The organism is Bacteriovorax sp. As-1, assembly GCF_058446905.1.
The window spans coordinates 181,412-197,933 of record NZ_CP184341.1 but is presented as its reverse complement, the minus strand read 5'-3'; the positions used below and the strand labels follow the sequence as shown (position 1 = coordinate 197,933).

Genomic DNA, 16,522 nt, shown 5'->3' with positions numbered 1-16,522 from the left:
ATTATATTAAAAGAAAGGATTCTTCAGTGGAAAATAATAAATCAGCTGTGCGCGAAGACAAAGCGGACATCAACTCGGCCACTTCGACAAAAAAAGGGCTTCAGGCCGTTATTGAAAATGTGTTTAGACGCTTTTCAACAGCAGGATTTGTCCTGTTTTTACTTCCTATCGCCGTTGTTTTTATTTTCTGTATCGCAGTGGCACTGACTCCTGGAATTATGCTGTTTCAGTGGGCTTCAGACGTCGTTGTGAATTATCCCTTTGTCTTAAAAGCTTTCTGTTATGGGCTTTGTGGAGGAGGGGCCTTTATTAGTTTTATCTTCACTTTAATTTTTATTGTCCCTTTGATGAACCTACCATGCCTGCCTTTTGTGAAGTCATACAGGGGTGCGTGGTTTTCGATTGAATCTATTCCATGGTTCTATCACAATGCTTTAACTTATCTGGTTCGTTACACGGTTTTAGATTTCTTAACACCTTCTCCTTTAAATATTCTATTTTTCAAAATGATGGGAATGAAGATTGGAAAAGGAGTTATGATTAACTCTTCAAATATTTCAGACCCATGTTTAATTAAATTAGGCGACTACGTAACGATTGGTGGCTCTGCTTACATGATGGCCCACTACGGGATGAAAGGATTTCTTATTATCGATAAACTTCACATCAAGCGTGGAGCGATGATTGGTCTTTCAGCAAAAATCCTTGGTGGTGTAACTATCGGAGAAAAAGCAGTGGTTGCTCCTAACACAGCGGTTCTGCCTAAAACCATTATCAAAGATGGTGAGAAGTTTGGTGTGCCTGTTTCTAACAGCTCATCGACAGTGACTGAAGCTTCTTAATCTTAAGATTATTTTACCGCTTTATACATCGAGAGTGCACGTTCTCGTTGCTCTTTATAGGCAACGATTGGGTGAGGATAATCTCGGCCGACAAAACATCCTGCTGCGGCCTGCTCTAGTGGAGTAGAATCATGTGGGTGATGGATTGTTTTGCTGGAAAACCTAGCAAGCTCCGGACACCACATTTTGATGTAATCACCTTTAGGATCAAATTTTTCAGATTGGTTATAAGGATTAAAGATCCTGAAGTAAGGCTGGGCATCGACACCTGTTGAAGCACTCCATTGCCAACCTCCATTGTTGGCCGCCATGTCGTAATCGAGAAGCTTTTCAGCGAAGTATCGCTCACCCCATCGCCAGTCGATTAAAAGAGTTTTAGTTAAAAATGAGGCCACAACCATACGCAATCGATTATGCATCATTCCCGTGGTGTTTAAACACCTCATGGCCGCATCGACTAATGGGTAACCGGTTTCTCCATTGCACCATTTTTCGAAATCTTCTTTTTTTCCTAACCACTTGATTTGATCATACTCGGTTCTAAAGCAGTGAGTGTCTACTCCAGGGTAAGCGTCGAGGATCATCTGATAGAAATCGCGCCAGATAATTTCTGAAAGCCAGGTTTGATGGCCTTCGGATTTTTTTTCTATAGAGGCCCGGATCATATCACGGATAGAAAGATTGCCCATGCGAATGTAGGGTGACAAAAGAGAAGTTCCGTCAATAGAAGGAACATCTCTTGCCGTTTTATAATCCTCAATGCGGTTTTTAAAATCTTTAAGACGTCTTTGTGCTTCCAGTGCTCCACCTCTTAAAGCGGATTCAGTTTCCACAAAACAAATATCGTAGTACCAGTTATGTTCCAGAATGTTCTTGGAATTTTTATAAGGGGCCAGTTTTTTTAAGTCGCCTTTATATTCCGGGACGCGGGATTCTTGAGCGTGAAAAATCTCCAGCCATTTATTTTTATAAGGAGTAAAAACTTTATAAATTTCCTGCTGACCGTTGAGCACCTCTTTTTTCTCGAAAAAGACATGATCTTTATAATTAAAAACGTGGATACCTTTTTTGAATAAGTTTTTTTCTACTTTTTGATCTCGCTCTTTGGCGTAAGGCTCATAGTCGCGGTTGAAAAACAGGGCCTCAATTTTAAAATCTTCGATAATTTTGGGAATTTCCTCTACTGGATTTCCGTAGCGGACAATGAGGCTTGAGCCGTGTTTGTTTAAAACGGATTCAATCTCTTTTAGCGAGTCCATAATGAAAGTGACTCTGGAGTCATTTTTGTTGTGAAGTTTTTCCAGAATATTGCTATCAAAAATAAAAGCAACATAAGTCTCATCTGAATTCTTCAGTGACTCCGAAAGAGCGTAGTGATCATGAAGTCTTAAATCGCGTCTTAACCAAACAAGGGACTTTTTCATTTTTATTTCTACTTTTTGTCGAACATTTTTGCAAAGGCCGCTTCTATTGTCGGGTATTGGAAGGTAAAGCCTGCCTCTGGAAGCCTTTTTGAAACCACGGCCTGTGAGTCCAAAATAACAGAAGACATCTCTCCGAAAGCAATTTTAAGTGCAGCCGCCGGAACTGGTATTAGTGTCGGCCTATGAAGAGCATCGCCCAGGGCCTTGGTGAAATGAAAATTATCGACCGGGTGAGAAGTAGAGCCATTATAGATGCCACTATAGCGATCGTCTGCGGCTGCCTTTACATAAAGGTCCACAAGGTCATCAAGATGAATCCAACTCATGACGTGATCGCCCGTTCCGATAGGGCCTCCCAGGCCTAGTTTGAAGGGAGGAAGCATTTTTGCTAGGGCACCTCCGTGAGCTTCAAGGACGACGGCCGTGCGGACAATAACTGTGCGTTTGCAATTTTTCAACGTATGGGCGGCGGCTTCCCAGTCTTTGCAAAGGGAGGCCAGGAAGTTGTTGGCCAGCTTTGAATCCTCTGTAAGAGCTTCATTAGTGTTAACGGGGTAAATTCCTACAGCAGAGGACGAAATAAAAAAATCCAATGGGGTGCTACGGTTCTGGTTAATGACGCTTGTTAACTGGATTGTTGACTCGACCCGTGATGAGTGGAGTTTCTTTTTTTGCTCATCACTCCAGCGTTTTGCCGCGATGTTTTCACCCATTAGGTTGATCACTCCATTTATTCCGGAGATGCTTTCAACTGGGGGAGGTGTTGAAGTGTCTTGCCATGAGAAGGCCTTTACATTTGGGTGATTAAAAACAGGGGCCAGGTGGGAGGTATTTCGTGTGAGGATATGCAGCTCGTGCCCTTCATTAAGGAGCTTCTCGCTTAGTCTCGTCCCGACAAAGCCTGTGGCACCGGTGATTAGTATTTTCATCTTTATCTCCTCTTCGAAAGTTTTTTTTTTTAGTTCTTTAAACAATTCTTGTGCAGTTTCTTAGATCATTATAGTTTTATGTTATATTTTTACTAGAAGGACGATGTTATAATTGAGTTCGACATTTTCTAGACGCGAAGGAATTAAATTGGTCAGTACTACTTACACTATTCAAATGGCGTCTAAGCTCTCGGGGGTTGGTGTCCACACAATCAGGGCCTGGGAAAAGCGTTATAAGGCTCTTGTACCCATTCGTGATGCCTCGGGGCACAGGACCTATTCAAAGACAGATGTTGAAAAGCTGCAGCTTTTAAGTGAATTGTGTTTGCTTGGTTACACTATTTCAAAGGTGGCCCCTTTATCTATTTCAGAACTCAAAGAATTGCTGATTGATTTGGGTAAGTCGGAGGCAAGTCTTGAGCAGGGCGATTTCAATTTAGTTAATGAAGTGAAGCCATTAGTTGACTCTTCCCAGTCAATGGCCATTTTAACTTTTGCTTTAAAAAGTTATAAATTAGATATTATTTCTCTGGAGCTCACGAAGCTCAAGCAAACACTTTCACCGCGCGATTTTGCTCTGGACATACTAATGCCTCTTTACCGCTTAAAGCAGGAGTGTGTTTCTACAGGGGAGTACACGTCGACTCATGGCGAGGCCTTGCGTGCACTTTTAAGATTTCATTTAGGGCATCACTTATTTCACTCACCGGCCAAAGAAAAAAGCAAAGTGCATATTCTGATTAGTGGAATGGAAGGGGATCTACAGGATATCGAGTTGGGAATCATTGGACTGCTATGCAGTCATTATGGACTCCCTTACACATACCTGGGAGCAGATATTAGTTATGAAGCTCTCAGCGAAGTGGCCAAGGCACTTGAAGTAAGCACTGTCATTCTTGGGCCAACTAATGTGCTGGCACAATTAGGGAAGGGGCATTTCCAAAATTACGTTGAAAAACTTTTGATGAAACTAAATCCTGCGGTTGAGTTAATTGTGGCCGGAAAATCTGAGCTTGATATGGAAAAGATCTCATCAAAGCGCCTTAATGTTTTTAAATCCATCGAAGCTGTTGATGAGTATCTTTCAAATATCGTTTACTAGAGAATCTTTTTAATATCCTTTAAAATTTCGCCTGGTTTATCATTCGGAGCGTATCTTTCCACCGGTTGACCTTCTTTGTTGACTAGGAATTTCGTAAAATTCCATTTGATGGCCTGGGTGCCAAGAATTCCGGGAAGAGATTCTTTTAAATAAGAATAAACCGGAGCCGTGCTCTTGCCGTTGACATCTACTTTCGCGAAGAGGGGGAAACTTACATCATATGTGAGAGAACAGAATTTTTTAATTTCTTCTGCATCACCTGGCTCCTGTGCTCCAAACTGGTTGCATGGGAAGGCCAGAATTTCGAGACCCTGGTCTTTGTATTCTTTGTAAATTTGTTCTAGTTCAGTGTACTGAGGTGTAAAGCCGCACTTTGAAGCAACATTGACAATAAGTAGAGTCTTTCCCTCGTATTGCTTAAGAGATTGAGTCTTTCCGTTGATATCAACAACCTCATAATCGTAAATAGACTTCGCCATATTTTTCTCCCTAAAGATAATGAATTTCCTTTTAAAAATCCTAGGGGAAGAATACCATAGAAGCTAGGAATTTTTATCGTGACTGAGGTTTAATATGGATATTATTCAGATCAAAGATATTTCCAAGTCCTATGGACTGGATTTTTCTCTTCAAAATGTAAGTCTTAACGTCCAGAAAGGAAAAATTTTTTCGCTTCTTGGACCTAATGGCGCGGGTAAAACCACACTTGTAAAGCTGATGCTCAATCTACTGCATAGCGACTCGGGGACAATTGAAATCAACGGCCTTTCTGTGAGTGATAAAAATTCCAGATTAGGTATTGCTTTTATTCCGGAGAAATTTAATTTTTTCCCATTTTACACCGCTCGTGGAGTCTTGGAATTTTTTGGAAAGATGAAAGGGATTGAGGGAGCGGAGTTAACAGCGCAAGTAAACAACGCTTTAAATGAACTTCAGATTTCGGAGCTTTCGGAGAGGAAGCTTTCAAAGATGTCTAAAGGACAAGTGCAGAGAGTTGGATTAGCAAGTATCTTGATTGGCAACAATGATTTAATTATTTTAGATGAACCATTTTCAGGACTTGATCCTATCGGGATCAGAGATCTTAAAGACATCATCAGAAAATTAAAAGAACAAGGTAAAACTCTTTTTATCAATTCGCACATTCTCTTAGAGATGGAGCAGTTGTGTGATGAGATCGCCATTTTAAATAAAGGGAAGCTTCTATTTGCAGGCTCTGTCCCATCGGTCTTAGAAAAAGAAAAATCGCTAGATGATTTCTTTTACAAAATGGTTAACGGAGGAAGAGCTTAATGAAACCACAATACAAAGCTTTAATTCTGGATACGATTTTAAAAGAGTTAAGAAGTAAAACGTTGATCTTTATTTTTGTGGCTACAACGGCTGCACTTATTTTAGGTCATATGGTCATGAACCTGGTCAACACACAAATGGGTGGAGATGCGAGTTTCAGTCTTGCTGGGGTCGATGTTCTTTCGGTGAACTTCCGCATCCTCAACAGTGTGAGTTTTTTGGTCGCGGCGATTTTTGGTGTGAGTGTTTTCCGCTCTGACTTCCAAAACAATATCATCTATCAGTATCTGTCGTTTCCTATCAGCAGAGCGGAGTACTTTTTTGTCCGTGTTCTTGGGACGTGGTTGTTGGTTTTAGGTTATTACGCCTACTCATATGTCCTTTCAGCGATTCTTTTTTCTTTTGCTTTTAAGAAGATCGTCTTCACAGCGGGGCATTTAGGGGGATTTTGTATTCTTTCGCTTTATTTATTACAGGTCATCTTCATTTCAATTTTCTTTTCTTTGTTAATGAATAAGATCGGAGCGCTGTTTGCGACATTTATGAGTTGTATTGCTTCTGCTGTCGCTTATGCTACATTTGCCAAGCTTCCATACAATGAGTTTTTTGCAAACATGAATGCCTTTAAAGGAATCGGACTAGTGGTTTACGGCCTTTTCCCGCGCATCTCATTTTTAGCAGACACTTCAAACAACATTCTTTTTAGAGAGGCCATTCCGGTTAACCTTTGGGAACAGATCGCTCATTTGGTTATTATCAGTGGGGCCTATGTTTACCTGGCCAATTATTTTGTTAAGAAAAAGGACTTCTAATTGTATATTTTAGGGATCTCATGTTTTTACCATGACAGCGCCGCCGTCTTACTTAAAGATGGCGAAGTGCTCGCTGCGGTAGAAGAAGAAAGATTCACTAGAAAAAAACACGACAGCGCTTTCCCTGAACAATCCATTCTCTTTTGCCTGAGCACAGCAGGAATTGGATTAGGTGATATTGACTCCATCGTCTTCTATGACAAACCCATTTTAAAATTTGACCGTTTGCTAGAAACGTATTTTGCCAGTGCCCCAAAGGGACTAAAATCGTTTCTGCATGCTATTCCCATTTGGCTTAAAGAGAAAATCTACTTTAAGAAAATGCTTAAAGATGGATTAAAAAATATCTCAGATGAGAAAAAGCATCCGCCTGTTTATTTCAGCGAGCATCATCTCTCTCACGCGGCCTCTGCTTTTTTCCCATCACCTTACGAAGACGCTGCTATTTTATGTGTCGACGGCGTTGGTGAGTGGGCGAGTTCAAGTGCCTGGGTGGGATCAAAAAACGATATCTGGCCTCTCTTTGAGATTCAGTTTCCTCATTCATTGGGATTATTTTATTCGACATTCACTGGTTACTTAGGTTTTAAGGTGAATTCCGGCGAATACAAAATGATGGGCCTTGCTCCTTATGGCAAACCCATTTACAAAGATTTAATTCTGAAAGAGCTGATTGCTCTTTTTCCGGATGGAAGTTTTCAACTTAATTTAAAATATTTTAGCTTCACTAGCGAAAGTGGAATGTTTACAGAAGATTTTTGTAAGCTTTTTAACCATGCTCAGAGAAAATCAGAAGATAAAATTGAAGAGTTCCATAAAAACATGGCCGCTTCTGTTCAAGCAGTGACAGAAGAAGTTGTTCTTCATCTAGCTAAAGCAGTGAAAAATCTTTCAGGTAAAAAGAATCTCGTCATGGCCGGAGGAGTGGCGCTTAATTGTGTGGCCAACGGAATCTTAGTGAAGTCAGGACTTTTTGATAAGGTTTGGGTTCAGCCTGCCTCAGGAGACTCTGGTGGAGCTCTGGGGTGTGCACTGGCCTTCTATCACTTGCACTTGAAAAAAGAGCGTGTGGTCTCGGCGAACTTTCAAAAGGGCTCAATGCTTGGCCCTAGCTTTTCAAATGAAGACATAAAAAAACTTTTAGTAAAACATCATTTCTCATATCACGAATTCACCGATTCAGCTTCTTTAGACGAAGTGCTGGTCAAAGAGCATTTAGTGAAAGAAAAAGTCGTTGGTTTTTTTCAGGGGCGAATGGAATTTGGGCCAAGAGCTCTAGGATGCCGTTCAATTATTGGCGATGCCCGCGATACAAAAATGCAATCGGTGATGAATATAAAAATTAAAAAGCGCGAGTCATTCCGTCCTTTTGCTCCCATCGTTTTAAGAGAAAACGTCGAAGAGTATTTTGACTGGAAGGCTTCAGACGAAAGCCCTTATATGCTCTTTACGGCCCCGACAAAATCTAAAGAGCTTCCGGCCACGACTCACGTGGATGGGTCGGCGAGACTTCAGGTGATTGATAAGAATATTCACCCGCGGGTTCACGCTTTGATTTCGGCCTTTAGAAAAGAAACCGGATGCGCAGTTCTCATTAACACTTCTTTTAATGTGAGAGGTGAGCCAATCGTGTGCACGCCTTTTGAAGCTTTAAAATGTTTTATGACAACAGATATGGACACACTCGTGTTGGAAAATTTCATCATCGCCAAAGAAAAACAACCCGAAGCGGTAACAAAAGCTAAATGGGAGAGCGCTTATGCAGAAGACTAATACGCCTCCAACTGCTCATGATCTAAGAGTCTTTTCACTGATCGTCGCCATTGGTTTTAGCGTTTTAGGATGGCCGATTCCTATTTTAAGAGGAAAAGACATCCATGTACCGTTTCTCTTAGTGGCAGGACTGGTTTTTGTTTTTGGAATGGCTACACCTAGGTTGATGGTAAAGCCGCGTGAGATCTGGATTAAAATCGGAAACGTCTTAGGAAAAATCAACAGCACAATTATTTTCACCGTGATTTACTTCACTGTCTTTGCCGGCGTTGGTCTCATTTTTAGAATCATCAAAAGGGACAGACTCTTTATTAGATTTAAGAGCATAAAAAGCACGCTCGTTATGAAAAACGAGATTTCACCTTTTACTGATCCCTTCTAAAATTTTAAAAGAAAGAATAAACAAAAGGCGCTACCGCACTTCCCTGAGCGTAGATAACCAGCGCCCCAAAGAGAATTAAAAAGAGCAGAATAGGAAGCAGCCACCATTTTTTATGGCGTCCTAAAAAGCGGAACAGGTCTTTTAAAGTATCAAGCATAGATTAAATTCTATAGCTTAGATCTTGATAGTCAACCCGTCTTGTAATGAATTGAGGTAAGCTTTAATCGCCGGTATAAGTCCGGCCAGAGTTCCTACCACAAAGATGCCGGCCAGGTACCACCATTCTGTTTTTGAAAGCGGCTCAATTGGCAGATACACTGAGAAGTTTGACTCAAGCCATGGACGGACGAAATAAAGAAGTCCGTACATCGAAGCGACACCAAAGATACATCCCATCAAAACTAAAAAACTAGATTCATAGATGAGCAGGAAAAAAACATGGCGCGAGCTTGCTCCAAGAGACCTTAAAATGGCCATCTCACGTCTTCTTTCATTGATTGAAGTGTAGAGAGAAATAAGAATGCTCATGACACCAACGAGAAGAACACAAAGGCTCACGAGGAAGAGAATTTGTTCAACGTAGCCGATCGTCTCCCACATTTCCTGAAGAGAAAGGGCCGGGATAATCGCCATCACTGGCTCGTTCGGGTACATATCGATATTTCTTCTCATGCGAAGAACAGCGATGCGCGACTTTAGCTTCACCATAAAAGAAGTGAGCTGAGTGATTTCGATATTTTCTTTTTTAAAGCGCTCAGGATTGATCGCTTCACCACTTGGGACACCTGTTTCCCAGCCAAAGTGAATCGCTTCCATCCCTTGAAGCGTGATGTACACACCCGTATCAATCGGCGTTTGCGTCGGCGCCATGATCCCCACAATTTTAAAAGGAGTGTTGTCATGGGCCAGAACGGCTTCACTTGAAAGGCCGTGAGAGATCACAATCGGATCGCCCACTTTGTGTTTAAATTTTTTAGCGACTTCAGAACCCAGGACAACATCAAAAGTATCCGCAGGAAGGACTCCTTCCTGCATTTTGACTTCTTGGTCTCCGCGGAAGCGGTAGTGCTTGTAGAAGTTTTCATCTGTGGCGACCACGCGGAAACCGCGGTAAGCGTCACCTAAAGAAATAGGGATCGTCCACTCAACCTGTGGATTGGATTTAATATCATTATAAGTCGTCATCTTGATGTTGTTGACCGCTCCACCGATATGGAAAACAGTGTAAAGCAGAAGCTGAAGAGAGCCGCCCTTGGCCCCAACAATCAAATCCGTCTTAGAGATGGTGTTGGTGAAACCGTCTCTGGCCCCATTTCTGATGCGCTCAATTCCCAAGAAGAGAGTGACCGAAAGAGCGATGGATAAAACACACAGAAAGCTTGTGAACTTTCTGTTTTTGATAGATTTATAAGTTAGAAAATTAATCATGGTGGTTGATCTCTGGAAGTGAAATGGATCTTGCAAAATATGATCTTAGGCGCTCGTCATGGGAAACAAAAATCAGGGTGAATTTTTTCTTTTCCCAGACTTTCATTAAAAGATCCATAAACTCGCGGGTGTTTTTTTCATCGAGAGCACTGGTAGGCTCGTCGGCGATGATCATTTCAGGGTTTCCGATCAGGGCACGGGCAGCGGCCACACGTTGTTGTTGACCAATAGAAAGGTCAGTGACCTGTTTATTAATATGCTCGCGCAATCCAAGAGAGTCGATGAGTTCTTCGGCCTGGGCGTGGAAATCATGGTCCGCTCTTTTTTTATTGATCATACAAGGAAGAACAATATTTTCTTTAACCGTCAGGTAGGGGATAAGGTTGAAGATCTGGAAGATGTAACCAATTTTTTCTCCGCGAAGGTGATCGCGTTTACTTTGAGAAAGTTTGGTTAAATCCTGACCCAGGACACTGACTTCTCCTGAATTGGCCTTGAGAACTCCGGCCGTTAAGTTTAAGAGTGTGCTTTTCCCATGTCCTGAAGGACCGTAGAGAAAGACCTTTTCGCCGGATTCAATATCAAGCTGGTCAATGTTGATGACCAGCTTGTTATGATTAGGATAAGAGAATTTACATTGCTTAAGTGAAATGGCTTTTGTCATGAGACGCTTCTTGAAAGGAGAGCATTATAGTTTAAATTGCTCCACAGCTTTTGTTACATTAATAGTCTTAGTCTCTGAGCCAACTAAGTCAATCTGTAGTTTTTTAATGCGAGTGAAATATTTTTTAATGGCCACTGACACTGTTGAACCTTTTGGGTCTTGAGCGCATGTGATCTTAGCTTTAGCTTCGATGTCACTGTGGATACCAGCTTCTTTTTTCCCTGCTGGTTTTTCATCGTGATCTTCCATTTCCTGCTCAAATGAAGCTTCTCCGATAGAGCAGCCTAGTTTCGCATCTAGAGTGATCAGTTTCGTCAGTAGATCTTTTTTCCAAAGATTTTGAGCGTCGGTGAATGTTTTCTTTTCTTTGTCTGTTTTTGGAGCGTATTCGAATCCGATAAAAGATTCAGCTGGTCCATCGATATCTAGTTCAATTGTTTTTCCATCAACGGCCATTTCTAATTTGATTGAACCGTGTTCATGGGCCCCAAGGCCTTTTCCGTGGTGGTGTTCACCAGCGAATGCTTGAGTAGAGAGAATAAGGGCAAGTACAAGAGTTAGTTTTGTCACGGGTGTGCTCCTTGTGGTGACGGTGGTGTATAAGTCTTCAGTTCTTTCATCTTGAGTCCTTCCATTTTAAAAGATGACTCTAGATCTGCGTTTGTTTCCACCGCAAGCTTTCCCGTGAGCTCGATTGGATAAAACGAAGGTTTAACTTTTGATCCTTTTTTCATTTTCACCAGTACCAGTTGGTTTGGTGGTGGAGGTGGAACGTGCATACATGCTGGCACGTATGGCATGAAAAGAAACTCCACAATTTCTTTTGCTTCATAATCAAGTGGCATCATAAAGCCCTTGATCGTCACTTCTTTCCCCAGAACTTTTTGCAGGTCTGGTTTAATAACGTTCTTTTTTGTTTTAGTGTCAAAGTCCAGGGTCTTTAAAGTTTCCCATGGGACATCAAGAGCAAAAGCACTCATTGAAAGTAGTAATGTCAGTGCTCCCGTAAGCATTGTCTTTTTCATTTATAACCCCTGACTTTTTGCACACTGTTCACAGACAGCGAAGATCTCCAGTCTGTGTTGAATGTTGCTATAACCCTTTTTCTGTAGATTCAATTCAATCTTTTCCATTAGACAATCGTGGAACGATTCGATCTTTTTACAGATTTTGCAAATGATGTGGTGATGGTGGTGGTGAGGATCGTTGTACTCAAAATGGGCCATGTCTTTTTCCAGGAAAGACGTATTAACCAGCTGGGCATCAACGAATTGATTAAGACAGCGGTAAATAGTGGCCTGGTCGCAAGAATTTTTTGGCAATTTCTTGAGGATATCCTCAGCGGTAAAGGGTCCGTGCTCTTTTATTAAGAGACCCAAAATAAGTTTTCTAGGGGCGGTTATAGAGAGCCCTTTTTCCTTAAGAAGCGAAATACAAAGAGCGTCTCGCTCTTGTTCCTTTTTTGGATTTAAAATACCCATAATTTGACCCGTCCTTAGGCGATTTTATAGGGAAAATATTTGATTTGCAAGTGGTTTGCAAATACATTTTTACCCTTTTTTAGGTTTTCGTTTATCATCTATAGTATGGAATTAAAGATCCTTTTAGTCGAACCCAATGATTCTGTTGGGGAGCTTATATCCAAGAACCTGGAAAGGGAATTTGGAGCAAAAACCATCCATTATAAAAGTGGGGCCGAAGGTGTAGAGGTCGTCAAAAAGGGCGAGTATTTTGATTTATTCGTTGTCCGCAATAATTCCGAAGAAACGGCCGATCATCCTAGCGAGGCCATCGCGGCCCTTTTTCTCAATGTGATTTATGATGACTCTTTAAGAACACCATTGATCGTTATTGGTGAGTTCGAACACACCTATAAAAAATTTGCGATGGTTTCTGACCGCCTGAGAATTGAGGAGCTCAACCGATTGGTGCTGAAAGCTCTTAACCTTAAAAAGGAAGAGTTCTCTCATTTAAAACTTCCGGACTACATTCCGTTTCCTATCAATTATTTTTACCTAATGAATCTTTCACCATGTGACGTCTATATTAAGCTCGCTAAAAAAAGCGGGGATGAGTATGTGAAGCGACTGCACTTTGGCGAGAATTTTACTAAAGAGAGTTTAAAAAAATACGAAGACCTGGGGCTTAGAGAGTTCTTCATTCTTAAAGAAGAGCGCGAGCTATTTATGAATGGTCTTCTTACTCAATCGCTGAGAAATCTTAAAAAACCTGTAACGATTGATGAAGCCGTGGTGAAAACAGGGGACTCGTTTGTCATCAGCAGCGATCTTATTAAGTCTCTAGGAATCACATCTACCTGCGTGGCCATGGTTGATCAGACTGTTCATCAAATCAGAACGCAGATTACTAAAACGGATAAGCTGGGCACACTTCTCAGAAAACTTTTAGACAATCAACTGAGTTACTCTTATAGAAGATCCTACCTTATATGCCTGATGTCTTACACACTTCTACCCAAGATGGAATGGGGAAGTCAGGACCAGCAGTCAGTAATGCTCGAGAAACTCTCAATGGTGAGTTTCTTTCACGACATTTACCTGGATGATGAAAAGCTTCTTAAGATTATGGACAACGAAGCTTTAAAAAAGGCCAACCTTACTCCGCGAGAAAGAGATGCCGTTTTAAATCACGCCCATCAGGCGGCCTTATTAGTTCAAAGTTACCCGAGACTCCCGCAAGGAGTCGACATCATCATTAAACAGCATCACGGTGTTTCTAATGGAGTAGGCTTCCCAGAGGCGATCACCGCCGGGATTTCGCCGATGGCGATTTTCTTTGTGGTTATTGAAGATTTTGTGACGACTCTTCTAGAGCAGGGAAATGAACCGAATTTTGCCGTGATTCTCTCGCATCTCAAACTGCGCTACCAACTTCCGACCTACAGAAAAATTGTGGCGGAAATTGAGCACATGTTAACCAAAAAATAATTTCTAAAAATTATAGTTGTAGCCAAAGAGTCCACCGAACTCCAGCTTGTCAGCGTTCATTGTTGGCGAGTTTCTCACATCTTTATTAACCAGCTTGGTATTGAGTGCTCCCATTAATGAAGACTTCTCTGTAAGCTTATAGACCGGAAGAATCCCGACACTTGGTTGAAGGTAGTTATTAAGGTGGTATTCGCGGCGAGTGGCCGTCGCTTCATGAGATCTGACGTTATAATAGTACTCAGCGTACTTATCATCAAACCAATCCAGGCCGAAGTTGGTTAAGAGAAAAAATCTCTCTGAAATTAAGAACATCTTTCCATAATTAAACTGCACCACTGTTCCTTTAGAACGACCGTGTATATCGTGAGAGATATTTAAACCGTAGCTAAAAAACTTTGCCGAGATTCCAGCAAAGGACGAATCTTTTCGTGGGATCATTCCCGCGCCATGATAGCGATCACCATCGCGTTTAATAAAGAGGGTGACGTTTGCCATCCTGGAACCAAGGGCCATAAATGAGAGGCCTTGAGGCCCAACAGAAACCCGGCCATAACTTGCTTGCACAATAGGAATGGGTTTGACGAGCCATTTTTTATCCATGTTTTCGTATGTGTTTCCTTTGCGCAAATTCTTTTTAAAAACAAAACCGGCGCCAAGTGAAGCACTCCATTCTCGGGCATCTTCGGCGCGGGCAAAAGTTGTTGTCAAAAGGAAAAAAAACAGGAGCAGGGTTGTAGTTTTCATATCTAATGATCATAAAGGATTCCATAAAAAATAAAAGAGCACTCATTTGCTTGGTTATTTAGACAAAGCTTCTGCAAGAAATTGACAGATTAATTTCCAACCGAAATTTAAAGAAAGTGTCAGGATAGAATTACGTTTTGATTTTCATCGTTTGTTACGGAGGACATATATGAAAAAATCTCTATTACTTAGTTCACTTGCACTAACTATGACACTTTCAACTGCAAGCATCGCTTGTGACCAACACGGAAATTCTGGATTCCTTCCTGAAAACAACCTTTCTATCGGTGTAAACGATAAAATGGCAGGGGATATGACAGAAGAGCGCTTCCTTTCAATCATCGGACGCGTAGAAGCTGTATACTCACCAATCATTTCTGAAATGGGTGCAACTCTAAAGATGAATAACCTTTGGACTAACAACACTGTAAACGCTTCAGCTCAACAGTACGGGACTACATGGCAAGTAAACATGTACGGTGGACTTGCTCGTCACAAACTGACAACTGACGATGGTTTCATGATGGTAGTATGTCACGAACTTGGTCACCACATTGGTGGAGCTCCAAGATACGACAGAAACACTGACTGGGCATCTAACGAAGGACAAGCTGACTACTTCGCAGGTCTAAAGTGTATGAGAAGAGTTCTTCAAAATGACGACAACATCGCAATCGTTGCAGGTATGACGATCGATGCAGAAGCGACAAAACAATGTCAGGCCGTATATAAGTCTGAATCTGAAGTAGCTCTTTGTCAGCGTATTGCAATGGCAGGTAAGTCACTTGGATCACTTCTTGGATCACTTGGTGGAAATGCTAACGTAAACTTCAATACGCCTGATAAAAAAGTTGTAAGACAAACGAACGATGCTCACCCACAAGCTCAGTGTCGTCTGGATACTTACTTCCAAGGTATGTTATGTGATAAGTCGATCGACGAAAATGTTTCTAAAGATGATGCTATCCCAGGAACATGTATCAAGAAAGATGGTTACGCTCGCGGTGTTCGTCCACTTTGCTGGTACAAACCAGGCGCTGGTGAGATCTAATCGTCAAAATAATTACGCCAAAAAATTGACAGTAGGGGCTTCTTCGGAGGCCCCTTTTTTATTTTTTCCCAATGAAAAACCTTTTCTGTCATTATCCGTCCTGAAATGTCAGGTAATGAAAGAATATTTTCTTTTCCAGATTGATTTTAAATCGCAAGAATTAACTCATTCCTAATATTTGTTACGGAGGACTTTATATGACAAAAGGGATTTTAGTTGCACTGATGGCAACGACTTTATCTTTCCAAGCATTTTCTTGTGACGTTCACGGAACTGGTGGATTCGCTCCAGAAAATAACCTAAAAATCGCTGTAGGCGACAAAGCTGCAAACAACATGACTAAGGAAATGTTTCTTAATGCAATCAGCCGCGTATCTTCTGTTTACGAGCCAATCGTAAAAGAAAAAGGCGGAAAGCTAGTTATGAACAACAGATGGGATGACGAAACAGTTAACGCGTCAGCTCAACAAATGGGTACTACTTGGCAAGTTAACATGTATGGAGGTCTTGCTCGTCACCCTCTAGTCACTGTTGATGGATTCATGATGGTAGTATGTCACGAACTAGGTCACCACATTGGTGGAGCTCCTAGAAAAGGCGGATGGGGATCTGCATGGGCTTCTAACGAAGGTCAAGCTGACTACTTCGCTGGTCTAAAATGTATGAGAAGAGTTCTTGAAAACGATGATAACATTGCAGTCGTTTCAAAAATGGAAGTAGATGCTGAAGCAACTGCAAAATGTCAGCAAATCTACAAGTCTGAGTCTGAAATCGCTCTATGTCAGCGTGTGTCAATGGCAGGTAAGTCACTTGCTATGCTTCTTGGTGACCTAGGTGGAAACTCAAACGTAAAATTCACAACTCCAGATACATCAAAAGTATCTAGAACTAACGACAACCACCCAGCTGCTCAATGTCGTCTTGATACATACTTCCAAGGATCTCTTTGTGATAAAGCGATCTCTGATGATGTAGACGGAAAAGATGCACTAAAAGGTGTATGTCTTAAGAGAGATGGATACGAACTAGGTATGCGTCCTCTTTGCTGGTACAAACCAACAGCTGCTGAACTATAATTTTCTAAACTGAAAGTCATATAAAAAAGGGTCAGATTATTCTGGCCCTTTTTT

General features: G+C 41.4%; 19 protein-coding genes. 9 read left to right on the top strand and 10 right to left on the bottom strand.

Features of this window, described 5'->3' with window-relative positions; all coding sequences use genetic code 11:
• Positions 1–26: 26 nt before the first annotated feature.
• On the top strand, positions 27–842 hold the full coding sequence (locus ACN20O_RS00950; protein WP_491636293.1) for an acyltransferase: 816 nt from the start codon (positions 27–29) through the stop codon (positions 840–842).
• An 8-nt stretch (positions 843–850) separates the two neighbouring features.
• Here ACN20O_RS00950 and ACN20O_RS00945 read toward each other — a convergent pair whose 3' ends face one another.
• The gene (locus tag ACN20O_RS00945) at positions 851–2,266 is read right to left on the bottom strand and encodes a cryptochrome/photolyase family protein (RefSeq protein WP_491636291.1); all 1,416 of its coding nucleotides are present in this window, start codon (positions 2,264–2,266) and stop codon (positions 851–853) included.
• An 8-nt stretch (positions 2,267–2,274) separates the two neighbouring features.
• Positions 2,275–3,195, bottom strand: coding sequence for a TIGR01777 family oxidoreductase (locus tag ACN20O_RS00940; RefSeq protein WP_491636289.1), 921 nt, complete (start codon positions 3,193–3,195; stop codon positions 2,275–2,277).
• A 148-nt stretch (positions 3,196–3,343) separates the two neighbouring features.
• Here ACN20O_RS00940 and ACN20O_RS00935 point away from each other — a divergent pair, with 148 nt between their 5' ends.
• Positions 3,344–4,297 carry a MerR family transcriptional regulator gene (locus ACN20O_RS00935; protein ID WP_491636287.1) on the top strand — a complete coding sequence of 318 codons (954 nt, stop codon included), beginning with the start codon at positions 3,344–3,346 and terminating at the stop codon, positions 4,295–4,297.
• Here the strand turns inward: ACN20O_RS00935 and ACN20O_RS00930 are convergent.
• Positions 4,294–4,776: a glutathione peroxidase gene (locus tag ACN20O_RS00930; RefSeq protein ID WP_491636285.1), complete on the bottom strand. Its 483-nt coding sequence runs from the start codon at positions 4,774–4,776 to the stop codon at positions 4,294–4,296. The genes ACN20O_RS00935 and ACN20O_RS00930 overlap by 4 nt on opposite strands.
• A gap of 94 nt (positions 4,777–4,870) precedes the next feature.
• On the opposite strand from ACN20O_RS00930, the gene ACN20O_RS00925 reads away from it, so the two are divergent.
• The 4 genes from ACN20O_RS00925 to ACN20O_RS00910 are packed head-to-tail and all read left to right on the top strand — an operon-like array spanning position 4,871 to position 8,557.
• Positions 4,871–5,590 carry an ABC transporter ATP-binding protein gene (locus tag ACN20O_RS00925; protein ID WP_491636283.1) on the top strand — a complete coding sequence of 240 codons (720 nt, stop codon included), beginning with the start codon at positions 4,871–4,873 and terminating at the stop codon, positions 5,588–5,590.
• On the top strand, positions 5,590–6,402 hold the full coding sequence (locus ACN20O_RS00920; protein WP_491636281.1) for a hypothetical protein: 813 nt from the start codon (positions 5,590–5,592) through the stop codon (positions 6,400–6,402). Before ACN20O_RS00925 ends, ACN20O_RS00920 begins: the two co-directional genes overlap by 1 nt.
• A complete protein-coding gene (locus ACN20O_RS00915; RefSeq protein ID WP_491636279.1) occupies positions 6,403–8,175 on the top strand; it encodes a carbamoyltransferase family protein in 1,773 nt (590 codons plus the stop codon). It abuts the gene before it with no gap.
• Positions 8,162–8,557, top strand: coding sequence for an SxtJ family membrane protein (locus tag ACN20O_RS00910; protein ID WP_491636278.1), 396 nt, complete (start codon positions 8,162–8,164; stop codon positions 8,555–8,557). The genes ACN20O_RS00915 and ACN20O_RS00910 overlap by 14 nt, the downstream gene beginning before the upstream one ends.
• A 4-nt stretch (positions 8,558–8,561) precedes the next feature.
• Here the strand turns inward: ACN20O_RS00910 and ACN20O_RS00905 are convergent, their stop codons facing one another.
• From ACN20O_RS00905 to ACN20O_RS00880, 6 genes are read right to left on the bottom strand one after another with little or no spacing between them, the layout of a single operon-like run.
• Positions 8,562–8,714, bottom strand: a complete 153-nt coding sequence (locus tag ACN20O_RS00905; protein WP_491636277.1) for a DUF5989 family protein — start codon at positions 8,712–8,714, stop codon at positions 8,562–8,564.
• Between the two features lie 17 nt (positions 8,715–8,731).
• Positions 8,732–9,985: an ABC transporter permease gene (locus ACN20O_RS00900; protein ID WP_491636275.1), complete on the bottom strand. Its 1,254-nt coding sequence runs from the start codon at positions 9,983–9,985 to the stop codon at positions 8,732–8,734.
• Positions 9,978–10,649 (bottom strand): ABC transporter ATP-binding protein, encoded by a 672-nt coding sequence (locus ACN20O_RS00895; protein WP_491636273.1) that lies wholly within the window; start codon positions 10,647–10,649, stop codon positions 9,978–9,980. The genes ACN20O_RS00900 and ACN20O_RS00895 overlap by 8 nt, the downstream gene beginning before the upstream one ends.
• Before the next feature lie 24 nt (positions 10,650–10,673).
• On the bottom strand, positions 10,674–11,219 hold the full coding sequence (locus ACN20O_RS00890; RefSeq protein WP_491636271.1) for a ZrgA family zinc uptake protein: 546 nt from the start codon (positions 11,217–11,219) through the stop codon (positions 10,674–10,676).
• On the bottom strand, positions 11,216–11,674 hold the full coding sequence (locus ACN20O_RS00885; protein WP_491636269.1) for a DUF3299 domain-containing protein: 459 nt from the start codon (positions 11,672–11,674) through the stop codon (positions 11,216–11,218). Before ACN20O_RS00885 ends, ACN20O_RS00890 begins: the two co-directional genes overlap by 4 nt.
• Positions 11,675–12,130: a Fur family transcriptional regulator gene (locus ACN20O_RS00880; RefSeq protein ID WP_491636267.1), complete on the bottom strand. Its 456-nt coding sequence runs from the start codon at positions 12,128–12,130 to the stop codon at positions 11,675–11,677.
• A 105-nt stretch (positions 12,131–12,235) separates the two neighbouring features.
• Here ACN20O_RS00880 and ACN20O_RS00875 point away from each other — a divergent pair, with 105 nt between their 5' ends.
• Complete coding sequence (locus ACN20O_RS00875) at positions 12,236–13,597, top strand: HD-GYP domain-containing protein (RefSeq protein WP_491636265.1); 1,362 nt, start codon at positions 12,236–12,238, stop codon at positions 13,595–13,597.
• Between the two features lie 3 nt (positions 13,598–13,600).
• Here the strand turns inward: ACN20O_RS00875 and ACN20O_RS00870 are convergent, their stop codons facing one another.
• Entirely contained in the window at positions 13,601–14,341 is a 741-nt protein-coding gene (locus tag ACN20O_RS00870; protein WP_491636263.1) for a MipA/OmpV family protein, read from the bottom strand.
• A 169-nt stretch (positions 14,342–14,510) separates the two neighbouring features.
• On the opposite strand from ACN20O_RS00870, the gene ACN20O_RS00865 reads away from it, so the two are divergent.
• Together ACN20O_RS00865 and ACN20O_RS00860 are read left to right on the top strand one after the other, a co-directional pair.
• Positions 14,511–15,392 carry a hypothetical protein gene (locus ACN20O_RS00865; protein WP_491636261.1) on the top strand — a complete coding sequence of 294 codons (882 nt, stop codon included), beginning with the start codon at positions 14,511–14,513 and terminating at the stop codon, positions 15,390–15,392.
• Positions 15,393–15,589: 197 nt separating this feature from the next.
• Positions 15,590–16,468, top strand: a complete 879-nt coding sequence (locus tag ACN20O_RS00860; RefSeq protein ID WP_491636259.1) for a M48 family metalloprotease — start codon at positions 15,590–15,592, stop codon at positions 16,466–16,468.
• The last annotated feature ends 54 nt before the right edge of the window (positions 16,469–16,522 follow it).

Coding starts and splice junctions, on each gene's coding strand:
- ACN20O_RS00945 (WP_491636291.1), bottom strand. CDS start 2,266: ATGAAAAAGTCCCTTGTTTGGTTAAGACGCGATTTAAGACTTCATGAT.
- ACN20O_RS00940 (WP_491636289.1), bottom strand. CDS start 3,195: ATGAAAATACTAATCACCGGTGCCACAGGCTTTGTCGGGACGAGACTA.
- ACN20O_RS00930 (WP_491636285.1), bottom strand. CDS start 4,776: ATGGCGAAGTCTATTTACGATTATGAGGTTGTTGATATCAACGGAAAG.
- ACN20O_RS00925 (WP_491636283.1), top strand. CDS start 4,871: ATGGATATTATTCAGATCAAAGATATTTCCAAGTCCTATGGACTGGAT.
- ACN20O_RS00920 (WP_491636281.1), top strand. CDS start 5,590: ATGAAACCACAATACAAAGCTTTAATTCTGGATACGATTTTAAAAGAG.
- ACN20O_RS00910 (WP_491636278.1), top strand. CDS start 8,162: ATGCAGAAGACTAATACGCCTCCAACTGCTCATGATCTAAGAGTCTTT.
- ACN20O_RS00905 (WP_491636277.1), bottom strand. CDS start 8,714: ATGCTTGATACTTTAAAAGACCTGTTCCGCTTTTTAGGACGCCATAAA.
- ACN20O_RS00900 (WP_491636275.1), bottom strand. CDS start 9,985: ATGATTAATTTTCTAACTTATAAATCTATCAAAAACAGAAAGTTCACA.
- ACN20O_RS00895 (WP_491636273.1), bottom strand. CDS start 10,649: ATGACAAAAGCCATTTCACTTAAGCAATGTAAATTCTCTTATCCTAAT.
- ACN20O_RS00885 (WP_491636269.1), bottom strand. CDS start 11,674: ATGAAAAAGACAATGCTTACGGGAGCACTGACATTACTACTTTCAATG.
- ACN20O_RS00880 (WP_491636267.1), bottom strand. CDS start 12,130: ATGGGTATTTTAAATCCAAAAAAGGAACAAGAGCGAGACGCTCTTTGT.
- ACN20O_RS00875 (WP_491636265.1), top strand. CDS start 12,236: ATGGAATTAAAGATCCTTTTAGTCGAACCCAATGATTCTGTTGGGGAG.
- ACN20O_RS00870 (WP_491636263.1), bottom strand. CDS start 14,341: ATGAAAACTACAACCCTGCTCCTGTTTTTTTTCCTTTTGACAACAACT.
- ACN20O_RS00865 (WP_491636261.1), top strand. CDS start 14,511: ATGAAAAAATCTCTATTACTTAGTTCACTTGCACTAACTATGACACTT.
- ACN20O_RS00860 (WP_491636259.1), top strand. CDS start 15,590: ATGACAAAAGGGATTTTAGTTGCACTGATGGCAACGACTTTATCTTTC.